At 60.0% G+C, this 15,221-nt stretch carries 19 protein-coding genes; 12 read left to right on the top strand and 7 right to left on the bottom strand.

Going from position 1 to position 15,221, the window contains the following annotated elements; genetic code table 11:
- Positions 1-193 precede the first annotated feature (193 nt).
- Both P3T23_RS42730 and P3T23_RS42725 read left to right on the top strand, forming a co-directional pair.
- Positions 194-913 carry a Crp/Fnr family transcriptional regulator gene (locus tag P3T23_RS42730; RefSeq protein ID WP_429322086.1) on the top strand — a complete coding sequence of 240 codons (720 nt, stop codon included), beginning with the start codon at positions 194-196 and terminating at the stop codon, positions 911-913.
- Between the two features lie 960 nt (positions 914-1,873).
- A complete protein-coding gene (locus tag P3T23_RS42725) occupies positions 1,874-2,008 on the top strand; it encodes an entericidin A/B family lipoprotein (RefSeq protein ID WP_429322085.1) in 135 nt (44 codons plus the stop codon).
- 181 nt (positions 2,009-2,189) lie between these two features.
- On the opposite strand, the gene P3T23_RS42720 is transcribed toward P3T23_RS42725, so the two are convergent.
- The 4 genes from P3T23_RS42720 to P3T23_RS42705 form a co-directional block, all read right to left on the bottom strand.
- On the bottom strand, positions 2,190-2,348 hold the full coding sequence (locus P3T23_RS42720; protein WP_429322084.1) for a DUF3309 family protein: 159 nt from the start codon (positions 2,346-2,348) through the stop codon (positions 2,190-2,192).
- Complete coding sequence (locus tag P3T23_RS42715) at positions 2,345-2,491, bottom strand: hypothetical protein (RefSeq protein WP_429322083.1); 147 nt, start codon at positions 2,489-2,491, stop codon at positions 2,345-2,347. Before P3T23_RS42715 ends, P3T23_RS42720 begins: the two co-directional genes overlap by 4 nt.
- Before the next feature lie 546 nt (positions 2,492-3,037).
- Positions 3,038-3,367, bottom strand: coding sequence for a hypothetical protein (locus P3T23_RS42710; protein WP_429322082.1), 330 nt, complete (start codon positions 3,365-3,367; stop codon positions 3,038-3,040).
- A gap of 179 nt (positions 3,368-3,546) precedes the next feature.
- Positions 3,547-3,873 (bottom strand): hypothetical protein, encoded by a 327-nt coding sequence (locus P3T23_RS42705; RefSeq protein WP_429322081.1) that lies wholly within the window; start codon positions 3,871-3,873, stop codon positions 3,547-3,549.
- An 805-nt stretch (positions 3,874-4,678) separates the two neighbouring features.
- Here P3T23_RS42705 and P3T23_RS42700 point away from each other — a divergent pair.
- Positions 4,679-4,873 (top strand): hypothetical protein, encoded by a 195-nt coding sequence (locus tag P3T23_RS42700; protein WP_429322080.1) that lies wholly within the window; start codon positions 4,679-4,681, stop codon positions 4,871-4,873.
- Positions 4,874-5,412: 539 nt separating this feature from the next.
- Positions 5,413-5,613: a hypothetical protein gene (locus P3T23_RS42695; RefSeq protein WP_429322079.1), complete on the top strand. Its 201-nt coding sequence runs from the start codon at positions 5,413-5,415 to the stop codon at positions 5,611-5,613.
- Positions 5,614-5,678: 65 nt separating this feature from the next.
- On the opposite strand, the gene P3T23_RS42690 is transcribed toward P3T23_RS42695, so the two are convergent.
- Entirely contained in the window at positions 5,679-6,074 is a 396-nt protein-coding gene (locus P3T23_RS42690; RefSeq protein ID WP_429322078.1) for a winged helix-turn-helix domain-containing protein, read from the bottom strand.
- A gap of 24 nt (positions 6,075-6,098) precedes the next feature.
- Positions 6,099-6,239 (bottom strand): hypothetical protein, encoded by a 141-nt coding sequence (locus P3T23_RS42685; protein WP_429322077.1) that lies wholly within the window; start codon positions 6,237-6,239, stop codon positions 6,099-6,101.
- Positions 6,240-6,595: 356 nt separating this feature from the next.
- On the opposite strand from P3T23_RS42685, the gene P3T23_RS42680 reads away from it, so the two are divergent.
- The 8 genes from P3T23_RS42680 (at position 6,596) to P3T23_RS42645 (ending at position 13,571) form a co-directional block, all read left to right on the top strand.
- Positions 6,596-7,687 (top strand): hypothetical protein, encoded by a 1,092-nt coding sequence (locus P3T23_RS42680; protein ID WP_429322076.1) that lies wholly within the window; start codon positions 6,596-6,598, stop codon positions 7,685-7,687.
- Positions 7,688-7,966: 279 nt separating this feature from the next.
- Positions 7,967-9,001, top strand: a complete 1,035-nt coding sequence (locus tag P3T23_RS42675; protein ID WP_429322075.1) for a phage protein NinX family protein — start codon at positions 7,967-7,969, stop codon at positions 8,999-9,001.
- Positions 9,002-9,287: 286 nt separating this feature from the next.
- Entirely contained in the window at positions 9,288-9,803 is a 516-nt protein-coding gene (locus tag P3T23_RS42670; RefSeq protein WP_429322074.1) for a hypothetical protein, read from the top strand.
- A gap of 132 nt (positions 9,804-9,935) precedes the next feature.
- The gene (locus P3T23_RS42665; RefSeq protein WP_429322073.1) at positions 9,936-10,421 is read left to right on the top strand and encodes a hypothetical protein; all 486 of its coding nucleotides are present in this window, start codon (positions 9,936-9,938) and stop codon (positions 10,419-10,421) included.
- A gap of 130 nt (positions 10,422-10,551) precedes the next feature.
- Positions 10,552-10,857, top strand: coding sequence for a hypothetical protein (locus tag P3T23_RS42660; protein ID WP_429322072.1), 306 nt, complete (start codon positions 10,552-10,554; stop codon positions 10,855-10,857).
- 139 nt (positions 10,858-10,996) lie between these two features.
- Positions 10,997-11,440 carry a hypothetical protein gene (locus P3T23_RS42655; RefSeq protein WP_429322071.1) on the top strand — a complete coding sequence of 148 codons (444 nt, stop codon included), beginning with the start codon at positions 10,997-10,999 and terminating at the stop codon, positions 11,438-11,440.
- Positions 11,441-11,588: 148 nt separating this feature from the next.
- Positions 11,589-12,065 carry a hypothetical protein gene (locus P3T23_RS42650; RefSeq protein ID WP_429322070.1) on the top strand — a complete coding sequence of 159 codons (477 nt, stop codon included), beginning with the start codon at positions 11,589-11,591 and terminating at the stop codon, positions 12,063-12,065.
- A gap of 1,008 nt (positions 12,066-13,073) precedes the next feature.
- Positions 13,074-13,571 (top strand): hypothetical protein, encoded by a 498-nt coding sequence (locus tag P3T23_RS42645; RefSeq protein ID WP_429322069.1) that lies wholly within the window; start codon positions 13,074-13,076, stop codon positions 13,569-13,571.
- Between the two features lie 142 nt (positions 13,572-13,713).
- On the opposite strand, the gene P3T23_RS42640 is transcribed toward P3T23_RS42645, so the two are convergent.
- On the bottom strand, positions 13,714-14,910 hold the full coding sequence (locus tag P3T23_RS42640) for an RNA-guided endonuclease InsQ/TnpB family protein (RefSeq protein ID WP_429322068.1): 1,197 nt from the start codon (positions 14,908-14,910) through the stop codon (positions 13,714-13,716).
- Positions 14,911-15,221: the final 311 nt, after the last annotated feature.

Here is a 15,221-nt window from a genome sequence, read left to right as displayed (position 1 = left end):
CGTGCGCAAACTATAATTTAAGGAGGGTTCAGCCAGACCTCGCGTTCAGAGGAAACCGGCTGCGCGTTGCGACGCGTCAGCATCCTCGTCAGTCCGTCTGGCGCGTTCACGCAGTTGCCGTCGATGCCTGATATTGTTAAGAAGAATTCGCAGAGGAACGGTAGTTTCTGGACAGCATGTCGGGGAGCGACACATGGCAAACGAGCTGCATCCGAAAGTAAATCACCTGCTCTCCGTTCTGCCCGAAGCAGAGCGGACGCGCCTTTCACCTCACATGGTTCGCGTCGATATGCCCTTGGGGCAGGTCGTGTATGAGTCCGGCGACCGGCTCGATCATGTCTATTTCCCCACTACATCGATCGTCTCACTGCTCTACGTGATGGAAGATGGCTCCTCCGCCGAGATTGCGATTGTAGGCAACGAAGGGCTGATCGGTATTGCGCTTTTCATGGGCGGAGAAACAACCCCCAACCGGGCGATTGTACAAAGCGCGGGCGAAGCATACCGGCTCGACGCCAGGATCCTGAAAGAGGAGTTTCACCGCGCGGGGCCCGTGCAGCGCCTGTTGCTGCGCTACACCCAGGCATTGATCACGCAGATGGCTCAAACGGCTGTCTGCAACCGTCATCATTCGATCGACCAGCAGTTGTGCCGGTGGCTGCTGCTCAGCATCGATCGCCTGCCGTCGAACGAACTGACGATGACGCAGGAACTGATCGCCAACATGCTGGGCGTACGCCGATCCGGGGTCACCGAAGCGGCGTTGAAACTGCAGGATGCTGGGCTGATTCGCTACAGTCATGGCCACATCGAGGTGCTGGATCGACCGGGGCTTGAACAGCGCGTGTGCGAATGCTACGGCGTGGTGAGACGGGAGTTCGACCGGCTGTTGCCTGATCTGAAGGCGCTATAAAAAGCCCGTCACTCGCGCATGAATTGCGAAACGGGACGACGCGCGCGGGCAGTTGCACGAATGACGCTCGCGCGATGCGGAGCGCCTGTTCCTGGGAACAGAAACGCAACGGATGCGTTACGCATCGATCGCCGTTAGCCAGCACGAAGCGTCAATAACGGCAAGTTCCTGATAGACAGTAACTTCTAGAAAAGCATGAGTCGAGTCAGACAGCAAGGAATGCATGCCTATTGCAGGCGAGGAGTGTGTCGAGTTCGAGGCCGTAGCAACTCCTCATGCGGCTATCGCCAGATGACGGATCGCGCTCCTCAGTCGTCCAATCTCAGCGACACAACCGTCGCCGTGCTAAAGGTCGGTGCGAGCGGCAACGTCGATACGTCAACCCCATCCGCACCGGTACAGGCCCATCGTGTTGACCAACCCCGGCCTGATAGCCGGGGCGTCGCCGGGAAGCATCAAGTTCACGCGACTTAGAATCTGACAGCCGGACGGCGTGCCGTGAAGCGGGTTGCGTGCGGATGCAGCCGTCAATCGCGAATTGGGGTGACCGCAGGCTTCGAACGCGGATGTACGTTCGGTGTGCCGCACATCCCACTGTTTGGAATCCTGAACAGCGCGCTGACGACCCCAGTAGGGGACGGAGGTGAGAGTCGACGCTCGGCCATGACTGGTCATTTCGAGTTCTTTACCGAAAGCGGTCACAGGGTCACTATTCGCCGCATGATTTGAGTCGCGCCTTGAGCTTCGGCCTGCATGGAACGTGACGACGCGGCGCGCCACAATCAGAGTCGCTATCCCGGTTTTCGGTTCGCGTCCGGGACGCTGCGGTTGCGAGCGGCGGCACTCAGATCCACGTCACGATGCCGCGTCAGTCGATGCCGACATGCGAAGCGGAAGCACCGACAGCAAAATCGTCTAAAATTAATCTGGTCCGATCCTGATTTGAACAAGGGGAAGATAATGATTCGATTTATTGCATGGATGCTGATTGCTGGTACCGCAGTTCTCGCCGGCTGCAGCACGATGGCGGGCGCAGGCCAGGACATTTCGAAGGGCGGCCAGGCGATCAAGAATGAGGCACAAGAGCCCAAGTAACGGAGCCAGCTGAGGGAGCGCGCCAACGAAGTCAAGAGCCGAGGTCAACAAGCCCATTCGCGCCAGTCATCGCAGCAAACGCGGCGCCGTGATGGTGTCGCGTTTTCAATTGCGCGCGGTGATCGCAGCGCTTCCTTTTCGCAAAAGACCACTCCTCAGTAAGTGGGACCTGTTGTCATTGTTAAATTCGTCCCATTAGCAACAGGATGAGCAAGATCACCACAATTACACCGACAATGCCGCTAGGGCCATAGCCCCAGCTCCGACTGTGCGGCCAGCTCGGGAACGCGCCAACGAGAATCAATATCAAGATAATCAGAAGAATTGTACCTAAGCTCATGGTCTGCTCCGTTTATCAAGCACGAAACGTTTTCCTGCATGAGTATCGCGAGGTTCGCCGGCGAGTTCGCTCCAACGTTCCACATTCTGGACTTTTGATTCTTGAACTGTTTCCCGCTTACCTTCAATGACATCCAGATTCATTTCAATCCCTCTTGACGCGTAATTCAACTTAGCAAAAGAACAAAAATACACATCGCATATTATTCGGGTTCCTTCAGACTTCTCCGTGCGTTCAGGGGCCTGCGAGTGCGGAGCAGATCTAACCAGTGAGCCATGTCCAGATCCACTCGCTCTTCCATCCGCGGCTCGTTCAGTCTGCCGGGCCAGCGGCGACTTCGCCTCGGAAGGCTTTGCACTACTCTGCTCCTGGAGGTCCAGCCCAACCAGTGCCATCAACGCCAAGCCATCGATTCTATTGATAGTGCGGTGCAGCGAACGTACAAACGAGTCCGAATCCCGCAGTCCACGTGAATCGGACGCTCAGCGGCAAGAACGTCCCCCACCCGAGCAGCATGGCAAGGGTGCCTCCGACAAGAGCCCGGCTATTCGTCGGGCGAAAGTGGAAGGAAATCGCCTGCAAGACACCTCTGCTGCGCCAACTGAGGCCAATGACAGGTTGAGGGGAGTCGCGGCGAAAGAAAAATGTTGGTTCGCCGTTATCAAATCTTCTTGGTGCGTGTCGCCCCTTCAATGGGCCAGGTGCCCCCCACGCTGCTCGGAGTCTTCGCGCGGCTTGTGCGTCTCACCGCCCGCACCGGGGAAAAAAACGTTCAACGCGTCCCGGACACCTTCTGCCAGAGTCGCCTCCGCGCCGATAGCCTCCGTTTCGCCAGACCTGGCCGGGTCGGTGCTCAAACCGCGCCAATGAGTAAAGACGAGCAAAGGTTTTTCGGTCCATTCACCGCCGCCAAACTTCGCAAAGGTCGTCTCCCCACTCACAAGTTGCACCTCGTACCATCCATTGCGGACAGGGGCGTATTTGTCCAGCGGAAACCAGTTGGTTGTTGGGATTCCCATAAATTCCTCTTTGATCTGTCGCTGCCTTTGAGCCAGACGCCGTCAGCGGCACCGTGTTTGGAACGGCGAAAAACTGCATGGACGATCGATCATCAAGCACGGCGGAGCGGGTCACCACTGACGTCCCCGCCGGAGGTCTCTCACGCCAACGGCGACCAAATCACATCAAGCGAGCAAAATTAATGTAACTGTTTCTTTAGATCGCTCAGTTCAGCGTGAACCGAACTTACTGCGCTTTTAACCTTGGCATTGACATTCGCAGCACGTTCACATGCTTTTTCTGCACGGTCGCCGAGCCGCTCAAGATCGTCTACCCATTGGCGCATGCGATCCTGATCGTTCGAAGCCATCATCGCTTTCGCCGACGCGGACTGTTGATCAAGTCGATCAACGCACTCGATGAGGTCCTTGGGGAGGGTGGCGTCGGCGTGACAGGCCTGCGAAGCCTTGTCGATGGTTTGCGTTAGATGGGTGAACCGCTTCTGAATTTCACTGGCTTGCAGCATGATGACACTCCTGTATGAAAGTGTCTCTACAACGAGCCCCGGCGCGATCGCAGTGTATCGACCTGGCGCCCAGGTTGCCAGCCCCGTGCGCCTGGGCCAGTTGGCATAGCGCTGCGCCGGCGTCCTGAAGCCGACCGGAGGGGTGGCGCATTTTTAATTATAGAACCTGCCACCTTTGGCACCGCATGTGACCGAGGACCGAACCGGCCTTGGGCTGGGGACTGCCCATCGCGCGGCGCAGTGTCGAGGCAAATAACGGGATTCTGAGCGTGCGCAATGTGCCAGGTACAGGCTGCGTTTTCACGATCAGCCTGCCCCGGTATGCGATGACGGAAAGCTAGGCGCGACCGCTGCCGAAACACACTATGGGCACCATGCGGTCACAATAAACTTGCAGGCCGCGATCTCAATCTCCGGGGCGCGCTGGTAACACCTCGCCGTGTTATCGGGTTTGCGTCGTTCGCCGTACCCGGGTCCGTCGGAACGTTTTAAGTATGTGTTTGGGGTGGACACACAACGCCCGAAAAGATGTCGCCGCCACCTCTCCATGTGGTCAAGCTGCTTTGTGCCGAACGATGACATAAGTGCTTGATCATTGCCGTACCTGCTGTGCCGAAGTGCGCCACGGCCAATATGTCCAATATGCGGGACGACCCGGATTGCTGCGTTCCGAAGCTCCCCCTACCATCAACTCTCCGCTGCATATTGCAGTCAAACGCGCCGCCGGCAATGCGTCGCCGCAAGCGAGCGCTTTAGCCGGCGCAAATCCATACGGCACTCCTACTCGATCTATCAGGAGGCAGGCATGCTCAGCGCTCACGAATTTGCCACATTGATGCTGGTCAAAGACTCCGCGGACCAGATTGCCGACCGGGCGGAACTTGACACGCTACTCGAACGTCAACTGGTCGCCATGGAGCAGATCGCGGGAGGTGCCGTGCTGCCTCGCGTGACGCAGGATGGAGATTCTCTCCTTCGCAGCCTCGCGCGCATTCACTGACATGTGGAACCCTATGGAGCCCCGCCGGGGCGAGCAGTCAGTGCCTGATCGTCGAATTGCCGCTCGCGTTGCATCGTGTCCTGCCGCGGGTGTCTGGCGGAAAAATGGCAGCCATTGCCCACCGGCTGCCCAAATTCTCCAAAAAGCGCTTTTGCCCAAAAGGCCAGAATGGCGGAAATCGCGGCCCGGGCAGCCCGTTCGACTCAACTGTCATGATTTCAACGCAAAGCGTTAGGCAGACCTCAGCCCACGCATCGCGAAGTTCCAAACTCGGAGGCGGCCGCGATCGCAATCGTCCGTCAGCTAATGCGAACATAAAAGCACGATCGTTCGAAATGGTGATAATTTCTTTTATTCCAAATTGAGCAGGACAACGAATTAAATCGACTTAGCGCACCATCAATTCAGCTGCTACCCGGCCGGTACCGGTCCCGAACGGCCACCTCTTCAGGCGTGCCACTACGCCGATAGCGGAATCGGAGACTGGTCCGCTCCTGCCAGGAAAACTCTCATCCGCCGCTCCGCGTCGAGTGTACTTCGTGAAGAGGAGCCTTCGCAAGCTGGGCGTCGTACAGCGCCAGCAGCGTTTCAAAGTCGCTGATCACTTCAGGCGCGAGCCGCCACTCGCCCGTCTCGTGAGCGTGCGCCAGAGTCTCCTCAACCGCGTATTCGGCAACCTTGAACTGCTCGACCGGCTGTCAATATTAACGGTCGTTTGCTACTGCGACGATTGCCAATGAGGCTCTCGTCAGATCGAGACGCTACCCAATGCCGCGCCCGTTCTCGGTGCAGATGGCGGAACCGCCTACGTACCGTTTCGCAAGGACCGCTTCGAGTGCACGAAAGGCCGCGCCGATACCGCTGCCCGGTCGAACGCGAGCACGGACACGCCGGAGCGCGCCTTCCTGAGCTTCTGTTTGCCAGCTTCCGTCAACTGCCAGACGCCGCGCTCGTCCTCAACACGCATGAGCAGGCCTTGGGCCTTGAGCGACTGGCAGTGCCAGCGCACCTGACGCTGCAGGAGACTGCGCTGGGTCTTCTTCTCGCCGACCGGAGAGCGAGCGTTCATCTCCTGCATGGAGATGCCGGCGCGGCCGGCCGGGATGCGGTAAAGCTCCTGCATCGTGAGGCGGCCGCTCTCCGGCTGGGCGAACGCGCCGCCCACGTGGTCGAACAGATCAAGCTGGCAGTCAGGGGACATGAGGCTGGGATCAGGAAAGGTGGATCACCCTTTCAGGGTACGGGCAGGCGGCGCCGGTGCAAGCGCGCCGCCGCGGCCGCCGCCGAGATAGGTCCGGTGAACGATGCGGGTGAGGGTGTTGCGAGCGAACTGGATGAAGTCGGCTGCCAGTGCTCGGGACCGCACCCCGGCGCCGCGCGACCGCGAGGCCTTGTCCGGATCGGAGATAGGCGGTGTAGGTGTCGTGCAGGAAGCCCGTGATCGCGCAGACTTCTACTGCACGGCCCCTGGCGGCGCGTTTGGCCTTACCCGTCTGCGCGGGGGCAAGCGGCCGCGTTGCCATTCCACTTGTCGGTGCGTTAGAATGGCCAGGCCGTTTGATCGGCATCAGCTTTTCATTGGCGTCGCGCCGCCACTGCCTCCCGTTCGGGAGCGCCCGAAAATCCCCCCTAGCATCACGTACGCTAAGATGAGTACCGCTCATCCGAGCGTTGTCGCTCGCTCCTTCTCAACCACCGCGTAGCGGTACAAAGGAGCAAATCATGAAGGGCAACACTGAAGTAGCCATGGAACTGCCGAAACCTGAGTTGTTTGCGGGGAACTGGAATCATTTGTTTGGACCTGGCCGAGCGGAAACAGAGTGTCGTATCGTGATCGATGTGGCGAACGACAAACTCGTCGCTGCGCAGGCATTCGATGGTCTGAAATGGGTTGATCTGTGTTCGGCAGAGAGAGCTGATCTGGCCGAGTCGCTATTCGTCGCGAATGAGGTTAGCAAAGCGCCTGAGGATTGGAGCCTTTCGCCAATCGCGTCGTTTCCGCAGTGGGCTTCGCCTCGGGAAGTGCCGGAACAGCGTCGAGTTGAAGCACTCCAGTGCGCAGCTGCTGCACTTCGCCCCTTTGCTGATATTGGGGCATGGCTATTTGCGAGAATGCTCCCGGATGACACTCCGGTGGTCGATGTCAAACGGCTCAACGGTGCAGAAACGAGCCTGACGCGTGACGCCTTCAAGGCTGCTTTTATGGCATGTCAGGCTATCGAGACGCAACTGGCAACGCGGCAAACCATGTCTTTCGAGGACTGGATAGCGGGCGTCGAGCGAGAGGCCGGCTCGGACGTGGATGGAGAAAGCTATCGTCGTTACTACGATCAGGGTATGTCGCCTTCGGAGGCGATGCTCCAGGATCGTCAAGACGATGGTGTGCTGCGTCGGAAATTGCCGGGCCAGGCCGATCCGATCGATCTGCTTATCGGGCTGATAAAGTGGGCTGAGCATATGGGCGGTTGGGAAGCGCCCGTCTGGGAGGAGGCGTTTTCGTTCGTTGCCGCTCATGGAGCACCATCGCTTGCGAAGATGCAAGCATCGGATGGGCCGGCGACGTCGACTGACGTCCGCAAGACCGTGATTCAGTTCACGGTGCTGCATGATGACGGAAAGGACCTTTCGTCAATGTCGCTCGGGGACATTGTCTGCGAGTGCGACGAAGGCGGTTACGTCGGCGGCGGTCTCTCGGTGGTGTCGAATGCGGTCCTGACGCGCGAGCAGCTTGACGTCGAAACGGAAAAACTCGGCTCAGACGCTACGTTCTTCGTGGACAATTCGATGGACGAACAGCCGACGCCGCGCACGTAATCTCAACCTGTAATCAACGCCCGCCGTGTCTCCCGTGTGGAGGCCGGTGGGTTTCTTTATGCCGGGCGACTCGGTTGCCATTTAAGTTTGCGGTACGCTAGAATGGCCCCAGCCGTTTGGTCGGCACCAGCTTTTCGTTGGCCTCGCGCCGCCTCAGCCTCCCGTCCGGGAGCGCCAGGAAATCCCCCGACATCTCGTACGCTGCGATGAGTCTCGCTCATCCGAGCGTTGTCGCTCGCTCCTTTTCAACCACCGTACAGCGGTACAAAGGAGTAGGTTATGAAAAGCAACGTTGAAACAAAACTGCCGGTTATTGACCGCATCCGTGCCGATCACAACGCTAATCAGGATGGTGCTCGAGCAGCAGGACCTGAAGGCGGGAAACCGTCGGAGGGCCTGTGGACGAGCGAATATTCGGCCGCGGCAGATCACCAAGGTTGGAATCTGTTCGAGTGCTGTGGCGAACTGCAGATTCAACGTGATGCCGAAGCCGCTGTTTTCGCTGACGACGCGTCCGCAGCAAGGCATGTCCAAGCGATGGCTGACGTCGGTAACCCGGTTGCGATCCGCGCCATCCATGCGCTTATTGCCGCCGGTAGCTCAAACGTTGCTCTCTACGGGCTGAAGGCACCGGAAGGGACGCAGCAGGAAGTCAGCGAGAAGGACATCTCGGAGGCGAAAGCCGCCGGATTCCAAGTGCAGCAGGGAGATGCTTCGCATGGCGCCGAACTCGATGGTCGCTGGTGGTGGACACTGAGCCAGCCCGGTTGGTCGGAAGCTGAATCCAGCCACGGGGATTTCGACAACGAGAACGCGGCCTGGGCTCACGCTGTTCGCTTCCTCCGAAGCGACTCGACGCTGAGCGGGAAATTGCCCGAAACGGCCGGCATCCCGAAGACCATCAAGGTTCAGGATTTGTCTGGTTCGGCCTTGGACTGGATTGTGGCGAAATGCGAAGAATCGCACGACCGAAAGCTAACCGTCATCCGGCGGGAAGATCAGGTCGGCTGGCCAATTGAGCGGGAAGTCGAGATCGATAGTGCGCCAAAATTCGAGCGATACAGCCCCAGCAGGCTGTGGGTGCAGGGCGGTCCGATCATCGAGCGTGAGCTTCTGATGATCGAGCCGTGGTTCCTCGCAGCAGGCATCGAGCATCCCGCTGGGAAGTGGGTATGGAAAGCATTCGTTCTCGGTCCTGGCAACTACGACGGGTCGTTTGAACAAATGGGTGACACACCGCTCATTGCCGCCATGCGATGCTACGTTGCGAGCAAGCACGGCGATGAAGTCGAACTGCCTGATCTGTTGATCTAAAACCAGTTCTATCAACGTGAAACTATGCCCACTGTGCACCTCTCACGAGGTGCCGGTGGCTTCCCTTTTGCTTGCGGCAAGTTGCTATCAGCAATCCCGGTACGCTAGAATGGCCGCAGCCGTTCAATCGGCATCAGTCTCTTCAATTGGCCAACGGCCGTCCAGCCTCCCGGCGGGAGCGTTTCGGAATTCCCCAGACTTCACGACCGCTGCGATGAGTGCCGCTCATCCGAGCGTCGCCGCTCGTCTCCTTTTCAACCGCCCACTGGGCAACAAGGAGCTGAGCATGAACCAGAAAGTCGTTTCGCAGGATCAGGAAGCAAGCCAGTCGGCCGAGCCGATGGTCATCATCGGCGCCAGGGAAGATCGCAACACGATCCTGGCCGCGCTGCGGTTCTACCAGGAGCGAGGCATGGGTGAGCCGGCCAACCGTTCGGACTCTATCCATGACATCGCGACGAATGGCGACGAGGACATCTCCTACGATGCCGGCGACATCGACGATCTGTGCGAGCGCGTGAACGGCGCGCCGTCGGAACGCAGCCTGATGGAAGTGAGCACAGCCGACCTCTTCGCGGAGATCCGGCGGCGCGAGGCGATGGCGCCCCCGCACGGCGCGATCGGGGCACTCTACGATCAGCTTGGGCAGCAGCGCATCATCCCAGGCGGGTCCCACCTGCTCACGTACTTCGCGTATCGCCTGAAACGCGAAGAGGCGCTAGTGGCCGGCTTGCCGGGTGCCAAGGATGCGGCGCAAGTCTGGCAACTCAAGATCGACCAGATGGAACAGGCCAAGGCCTGATCCTCGACCGCAACCTCGTCGGCCCTCCGGCCGGCGTGACGCAACGCTGTCGGTTGGGTCATCCCGCGCGGGATGACCGAGCTTGCGACTCTCTCTTTTTCAACCGCCATCACTGGCAGAAAAGGAGAACCCATGAATCAGCAATTTCTCTTGGCCATCCCGAAGTCGGCAGGTCTCGCGCAAGCCGCCGCGGCTTCGCTGGATCTCGACATCCAACTGGTCGTCATCGACGAAACGCGCTATTACAGCGACGACGTGCTGTATCTGGCTGGCAAGGTCTTTCAGGTCTACGCCTACGATGCCAACCGCGTCACGCACTGCTGCGAAGTCACGCCGAGCTACCAGTTGCATCCGGTTGCGACCCAAGCACTGAACTGCCCGGAGTCGGAAGAGGAGCGCGAGAAGATCGACGAGATGTTGCGTTCGGAACTGCAGGATGTGATCTACATGCACTGCCGAACCGTTGAGGTCATGTCGGACAAGTACCGTCGAGCACACCACATGATCGACCGGGACCTGGACGAGACCTACGACAAGCAACTCGAGTCGGTGCTCGAGCACATCCGCTGCAATCCGCCCTGCGTCGCACCGGGGCGGGCCGGCTGCATCGTCATGTAACCCTGAAGCAGGAGGGCGGCGCAGAAGTTTCGCGCCGCCTGCCTCCCACCCAAAAGCACCTTTTCCGTCCGCCGGACCGAAAAGCGTCAGCTGCTCCTTTACCAACGCCCATGGGCATAAGGAGAGAACCATGAAACAGGAAGGCGACCGCGCGCCGCGCGATCTCACGCACCCGGCCTACGTCGAAGATCTGTCGTCGCGCTGGGGTGCCCCGCCCAAGTCGATGATCGTCATCGAGTACGGCGGCACGGGCGATCCGTTCTTCGGCGGCAACGCAGACGATCGCGCGCTCGGTGTCGACGGCCTCATCCAGGTGAGGATGTCGAAGGTCGAAACCGCGAAGTTCGCCACGATCCAGGAGGCTCATGAAGCCGCGTTGAAGGTGGCGAACCGCCGCCCGAACACGATCTTGGGCGTCGCGCCCACCTGGAACTGAACGAGCAACACGACGCACGCCCCGCGAGGGGCTGGCGGCTGGCTCCACGATTGTGGAGCTTGGCAGGTCACGCGACCCGCCAAGCCGGCGAAACGGCTTTCTCCTTTTCATCGCCCCTCGGGCATCAACGGAGAAAACCATGATCAGCAACGCTGAAGTGCAACCGCAGGAGGAAAACCTCGTCGCAATCGACCCGACCATCGCCGATTCGGAACTCGCCTACGAGTACCACTCCGCGGTGTGCGACAGCCTCGGCGTCTCGGCCATGCCGGTCGCGCGGTTCGAGGAGGAGTGGAAGGCTCGTCGTCAGGAAGCTGCCGCGCAAACGCAGCAGCCAGCGGCGACCAACTCCGCTGAGAAGGTCTCTGTGTCCATGCAGCGCAGTAACGGCTACATGTTCGTCGAGATCGTGTCGGGCGGCCGTGACCTGTCGTTGCGAACGGAGAACGGCACGGCTGACGAACTGCGTGCGATCGCGAAGGAGATGCGGGAAGACGCTATGGTCCGCCTCCGCCGCGCGGCTCTAGTCCTCGGTGGTGCGGACGAGTTGGACCGCGTCGCCCAGGCGAAGAAGGCCGCCTAAGGAATCATCAACCTCATCGTCTTCCGCCGGCGCCCGCAAGGGACTGCCGGCGGAGACAATCCTCCATCTCGGCCGGGCGAAACCGCCTCACCGAGCTGACGGCTCGACTCCTTTTCAACGCCCATCCGGGCAACCAAAGGAGAAGCTCATGAATGGCAACGCTCAACAGAAAACCGTCGCCGCTGCGGATGGCCAGGCGCTTAGCCTATTCGTCATCTCGGGAGCAGTCAGCGGCGACGACAGCGACACGTTTCACGTGATCGCTGCGGAGGACGTCGGTGTCGCCACGGACGCGTTCAAGCGTCGTCTGTTGGACAGCGTGTTCGATGCAAATTCGAATGATCTGAATGACCCGATGAATCCGGAACTCATCATCGTGGACACCGAACGGATCGGTTCGCTCAGTGGTGCGAGCGTCCTGACGCTCGAGCGGGAATATCGGCCTGCATTGCCAGCGGTTGCGAACTCGCGACTCACGGCGGAGCAGGTCGACGCATTGCAACTGCTGAAGGCCGCGCTGTCAGTCGCTACGGACTCGGGCCTGCTCGACGAGTTGCTGGCGGACCGCAAGAGCCCCGACAGCATCAACGACGTGTGCGACGCGGTCGCGGAACTGGAGGCGTGATGGCCATTCAGCCCGATTTCAGCGTCGCGCCGGCGAAGTGCAGCGCAAGCAGCTCTTTCTACCAGGACGGCTTCCGTGATGCACAGGAAGGCTTGCCAGAGTCGCCCCCGGGCCTGCCCGGGTTGTCGGTTCTGGACAACGAATATCGTGAAGGCTACCGCGACGGTAGCTCCAGCGGCAGAAAGTCAGACGTAGCTGCAATCCACCCATCCGGGGCGCCTCCCGGGTGGGACGCCCCGTCCTTAGAGGAGCGTTAAGATTGCATGAAACATTGAAGTTCTCGGGAGGTTAGCCGGGCGTTCGCTCTCCGCTGTGAGGGCATACAACCGGCGGCTGATCGAAGACAGAGGAGCATTGTCGACCAAGCAGAACGAGCAGATTTGCCGCTACGCTCACACAATGTCGAGCGCCAGCATTCTTGGTGCGATCACGAGGTTTGTGACGGCCAAGGATACGTGGGATTACCTGGTCGCGATACTTCTTGTTGGGATCGGGTATATTCTCTTTTGGGAAGGGCTCGCCTTTTGCAGGGAGAAGAAATGATCAATTTCCTTTTTATCGCAGCAATCGGTTTGGCCATGATCTACGGTGCGCATTGGTTGCGAGCCGGCGGTGCTGGTCACACTGAAAAGCCGCACGGGAATAAGCCAGAGGCCTGAGGTTAGCCTCTGGGTTGGAACAGAAGCCGTCGTGTCCCGTTTGGGGCCGGCGGCTTTTTTCGTCAGGAGAAGGCATGTTCAGCTGCCCGTTGCTTCTCGTCCCGGTTCCTACTGGCCAGAGAGGGAAGGATGCCAGGAAGCGTTAAGTTGCAAGCGCGAAAGCCGTCCCGGCGAGAAAGGATACGTTGAGACCAATCCATCTGTGCTAGAGTAATCACCAGCCGTTAAATCGGCATCCCAGCGGCCCGCGCCGCCCATCAAAATTCCGCCAATCGCTTTCTCGTCGCCTGATCAGAAAGCGCCAGCTTTTCTCCTTTGCACTCGCCCGTTCGGGCACAAGGAGAAAATCATGAACAGCAATACCCAAGCAGCGACGTCGTCGGCGTCGCGGTACCGCACACGCGCGTGGGAACACGTCCGTGCCGCGCATGACCGAGTTTCGCCCGACTTCGCACGCATCCTGCGAGAAGGCGCCCGCGCCACGCAGATCGCCTACCAGGGCCTCATGGCTCAGTACGGCGGCCAGCCGATCGGGATTGAGTGTCGGAAGGCGGATCGGGAAACCTGGGCCTTCGTTCTGCCTGACGCGTGCGGCGACAAGCCGTGGCGCATCCAGCAGTTCGATCAGAACGGGTTCGTCGGTCACCTGTGCTTCGACACGATCACAGAGGCTGTCGAAGATATGCTTCGGATGGGCTACCGGACGGTCGATGTCGGTGCCCTCGATCGCGTCGCCGCCACGGACCGTTGGGCGCTCGGCATTCGCCGCGCGGCCATCATCCAACGTCACCAGGAAGGTCTGATTTCGTACGCCCAGATGGTGGAGGAGCTTTCCGCCACGGTCTGATCGACGAAGCCAGGCTCATGCCGAAGTGCCCCTCGGGCCGACGGCGCCAAACCGGGTATCCGGTTCGGCCAGGCCACTTGCCTCGCCGAGCCTACGGCTCACTCCTTTTCAACCGCCCTGATGGTTGACGTCCTCCTCGCCCTCAGCCTTCGGCTGCCGCTGTCGCGGGAAGGGCGAGGATTCCTTCTGCAAGAGGGCCACGTCCGACCCCGGCGCCAGGTGGCACCTCTTTCGCGACGGCTTGACCGGCCGCCGCGGCAAACTGCGCTTGCATTCTCTCCAGACCGCGACGCAGGATGTTACTGGCGGCATTGGTATCCCGGTCGTGCGCGGCATCGCACACGGTGCAGGTCCACTCGCGGACCGCGAGCCCTTCTGGGCCGCTGGGTCCGGTACGTGATCCGCAACACGAACAGGTCTGGGTGGAGTAGCGCTCGTCGACTTCTTCGAACCACACGCCCGCGTCATCGCACTTGTATTGCAGCATGGTCCGGAATGCACTCCAGCCTGCATCCAGCACGGATTTGGCCATACCGGTCCGCGCCAGGGCTGAGGCATTCACATTGCCGACGAAGATAGCGCCGTGCTTGCGCACGAGCGCTGTTGAAACCTTGTGCAGGAAGTCTTTCCTGCTGTTTTTGATGCGCGCATGGATCGCAGCGACACGCTTCTTCTGCCGGGCGCGTTGCGCCACGCCCAGCGCCTCCTCGTACTTGCGGTAGAAACGCTGCGCCTCAAGCGGCTCACCGTCACTGGTCTTTGCGAAGTCCTTCAGGCCCAGATCGATGCCGATGGCGCTGCGTCCTTGCTCGGGGGCTGCCTTCCTGATCCTGACCGTGACGTTCAGGTACCAGCGCCCGCGCGCATCTTCGCTGAAGCAACCGGCCCCGAGCTCGTAGCTGGACAGACCATAGCTGTCCCAGAGTGACAGCGGCTTGTCCAGGCCGGACATGAAGATCTGCCCGTTGCGGTAGCGCAGCGCTGAGGCCTTGAACGGCACCCAGCCGAGACTGCGGCGTGGACCAGAGGACACGCGCCAGCGAAGCCTGACCTTGCGAGCCTGAACGCGGCGTGTCACGAATTCCGCGCTGACGGCCTGGATCGTCTGGGAATGCAACGGCACGCCAGCCTTCGAGGCACCGCTGGTGTATCGGTCGATCTCATAGCCGCCGATGAAGCGTCGTTCCCGCTCCCACACCTTGAACGACAGTTCGTTCGAATAATTCCAGACCTGATTGACCCAGAATGCCTTGTCAAGCAACTCCGATGCGTGCCGGTCCTTGATGCGGACTCTGAGCACGCGCGTGGTGGTTGTCGGATCGGACTGTCTTTTCGGCATGCCCCAACAGTAATGATTTCGATGGCAAAGTCAAGGCGACCTCCGGTCGCCGCGCTCTTCATCCTCCACCTGAAGAGGCTGTCGCAAAACGCATCATCAGGTAGCCCGAGTGAGAACGGATGAAGCCTTGAAGCCGGGCGAGAAATCGAGTGCGTAAAGTTGACCCGAACTTGCGCGGGACGAATAAAGTCGCCCATAGGAATACAAATAAAGCCCTGTACCGGCTCGGATTGTCTGGACACGGTTTTGCAACTCAGGCGGCCTCTTTCAGGGTGGCTGCCTGACGGGCTTCATGGGGTGACATGAAGCCC

Source organism: Paraburkholderia sp. GAS448 (genome assembly GCF_050435685.1).
Classification (GTDB): Bacteria; Pseudomonadota; Gammaproteobacteria; order Burkholderiales; family Burkholderiaceae; genus Paraburkholderia.
The sequence above is the reverse complement of the archived record's forward strand: the minus strand, read 5'-3'. Positions and strand labels throughout refer to the sequence as shown.

Bases quoted from the DNA above. Each gene is read 5' to 3' on its own strand.
- P3T23_RS42730 (WP_429322086.1), top strand. From the start codon at position 194: ATGGCAAACGAGCTGCATCCGAAAGTAAATCACCTGCTCTCCGTTCTG.
- P3T23_RS42725 (WP_429322085.1), top strand. From the start codon at position 1,874: ATGATTCGATTTATTGCATGGATGCTGATTGCTGGTACCGCAGTTCTC.
- P3T23_RS42720 (WP_429322084.1), bottom strand. From the start codon at position 2,348: ATGAGCTTAGGTACAATTCTTCTGATTATCTTGATATTGATTCTCGTT.
- P3T23_RS42715 (WP_429322083.1), bottom strand. From the start codon at position 2,491: ATGAATCTGGATGTCATTGAAGGTAAGCGGGAAACAGTTCAAGAATCA.
- P3T23_RS42710 (WP_429322082.1), bottom strand. From the start codon at position 3,367: ATGGGAATCCCAACAACCAACTGGTTTCCGCTGGACAAATACGCCCCT.
- P3T23_RS42705 (WP_429322081.1), bottom strand. From the start codon at position 3,873: ATGCTGCAAGCCAGTGAAATTCAGAAGCGGTTCACCCATCTAACGCAA.
- P3T23_RS42700 (WP_429322080.1), top strand. From the start codon at position 4,679: ATGCTCAGCGCTCACGAATTTGCCACATTGATGCTGGTCAAAGACTCC.
- P3T23_RS42690 (WP_429322078.1), bottom strand. From the start codon at position 6,074: ATGTCCCCTGACTGCCAGCTTGATCTGTTCGACCACGTGGGCGGCGCG.
- P3T23_RS42680 (WP_429322076.1), top strand. From the start codon at position 6,596: ATGAAGGGCAACACTGAAGTAGCCATGGAACTGCCGAAACCTGAGTTG.
- P3T23_RS42675 (WP_429322075.1), top strand. From the start codon at position 7,967: ATGAAAAGCAACGTTGAAACAAAACTGCCGGTTATTGACCGCATCCGT.
- P3T23_RS42670 (WP_429322074.1), top strand. From the start codon at position 9,288: ATGAACCAGAAAGTCGTTTCGCAGGATCAGGAAGCAAGCCAGTCGGCC.
- P3T23_RS42665 (WP_429322073.1), top strand. From the start codon at position 9,936: ATGAATCAGCAATTTCTCTTGGCCATCCCGAAGTCGGCAGGTCTCGCG.
- P3T23_RS42660 (WP_429322072.1), top strand. From the start codon at position 10,552: ATGAAACAGGAAGGCGACCGCGCGCCGCGCGATCTCACGCACCCGGCC.
- P3T23_RS42655 (WP_429322071.1), top strand. From the start codon at position 10,997: ATGATCAGCAACGCTGAAGTGCAACCGCAGGAGGAAAACCTCGTCGCA.
- P3T23_RS42650 (WP_429322070.1), top strand. From the start codon at position 11,589: ATGAATGGCAACGCTCAACAGAAAACCGTCGCCGCTGCGGATGGCCAG.
- P3T23_RS42645 (WP_429322069.1), top strand. From the start codon at position 13,074: ATGAACAGCAATACCCAAGCAGCGACGTCGTCGGCGTCGCGGTACCGC.
- P3T23_RS42640 (WP_429322068.1), bottom strand. From the start codon at position 14,910: ATGCCGAAAAGACAGTCCGATCCGACAACCACCACGCGCGTGCTCAGA.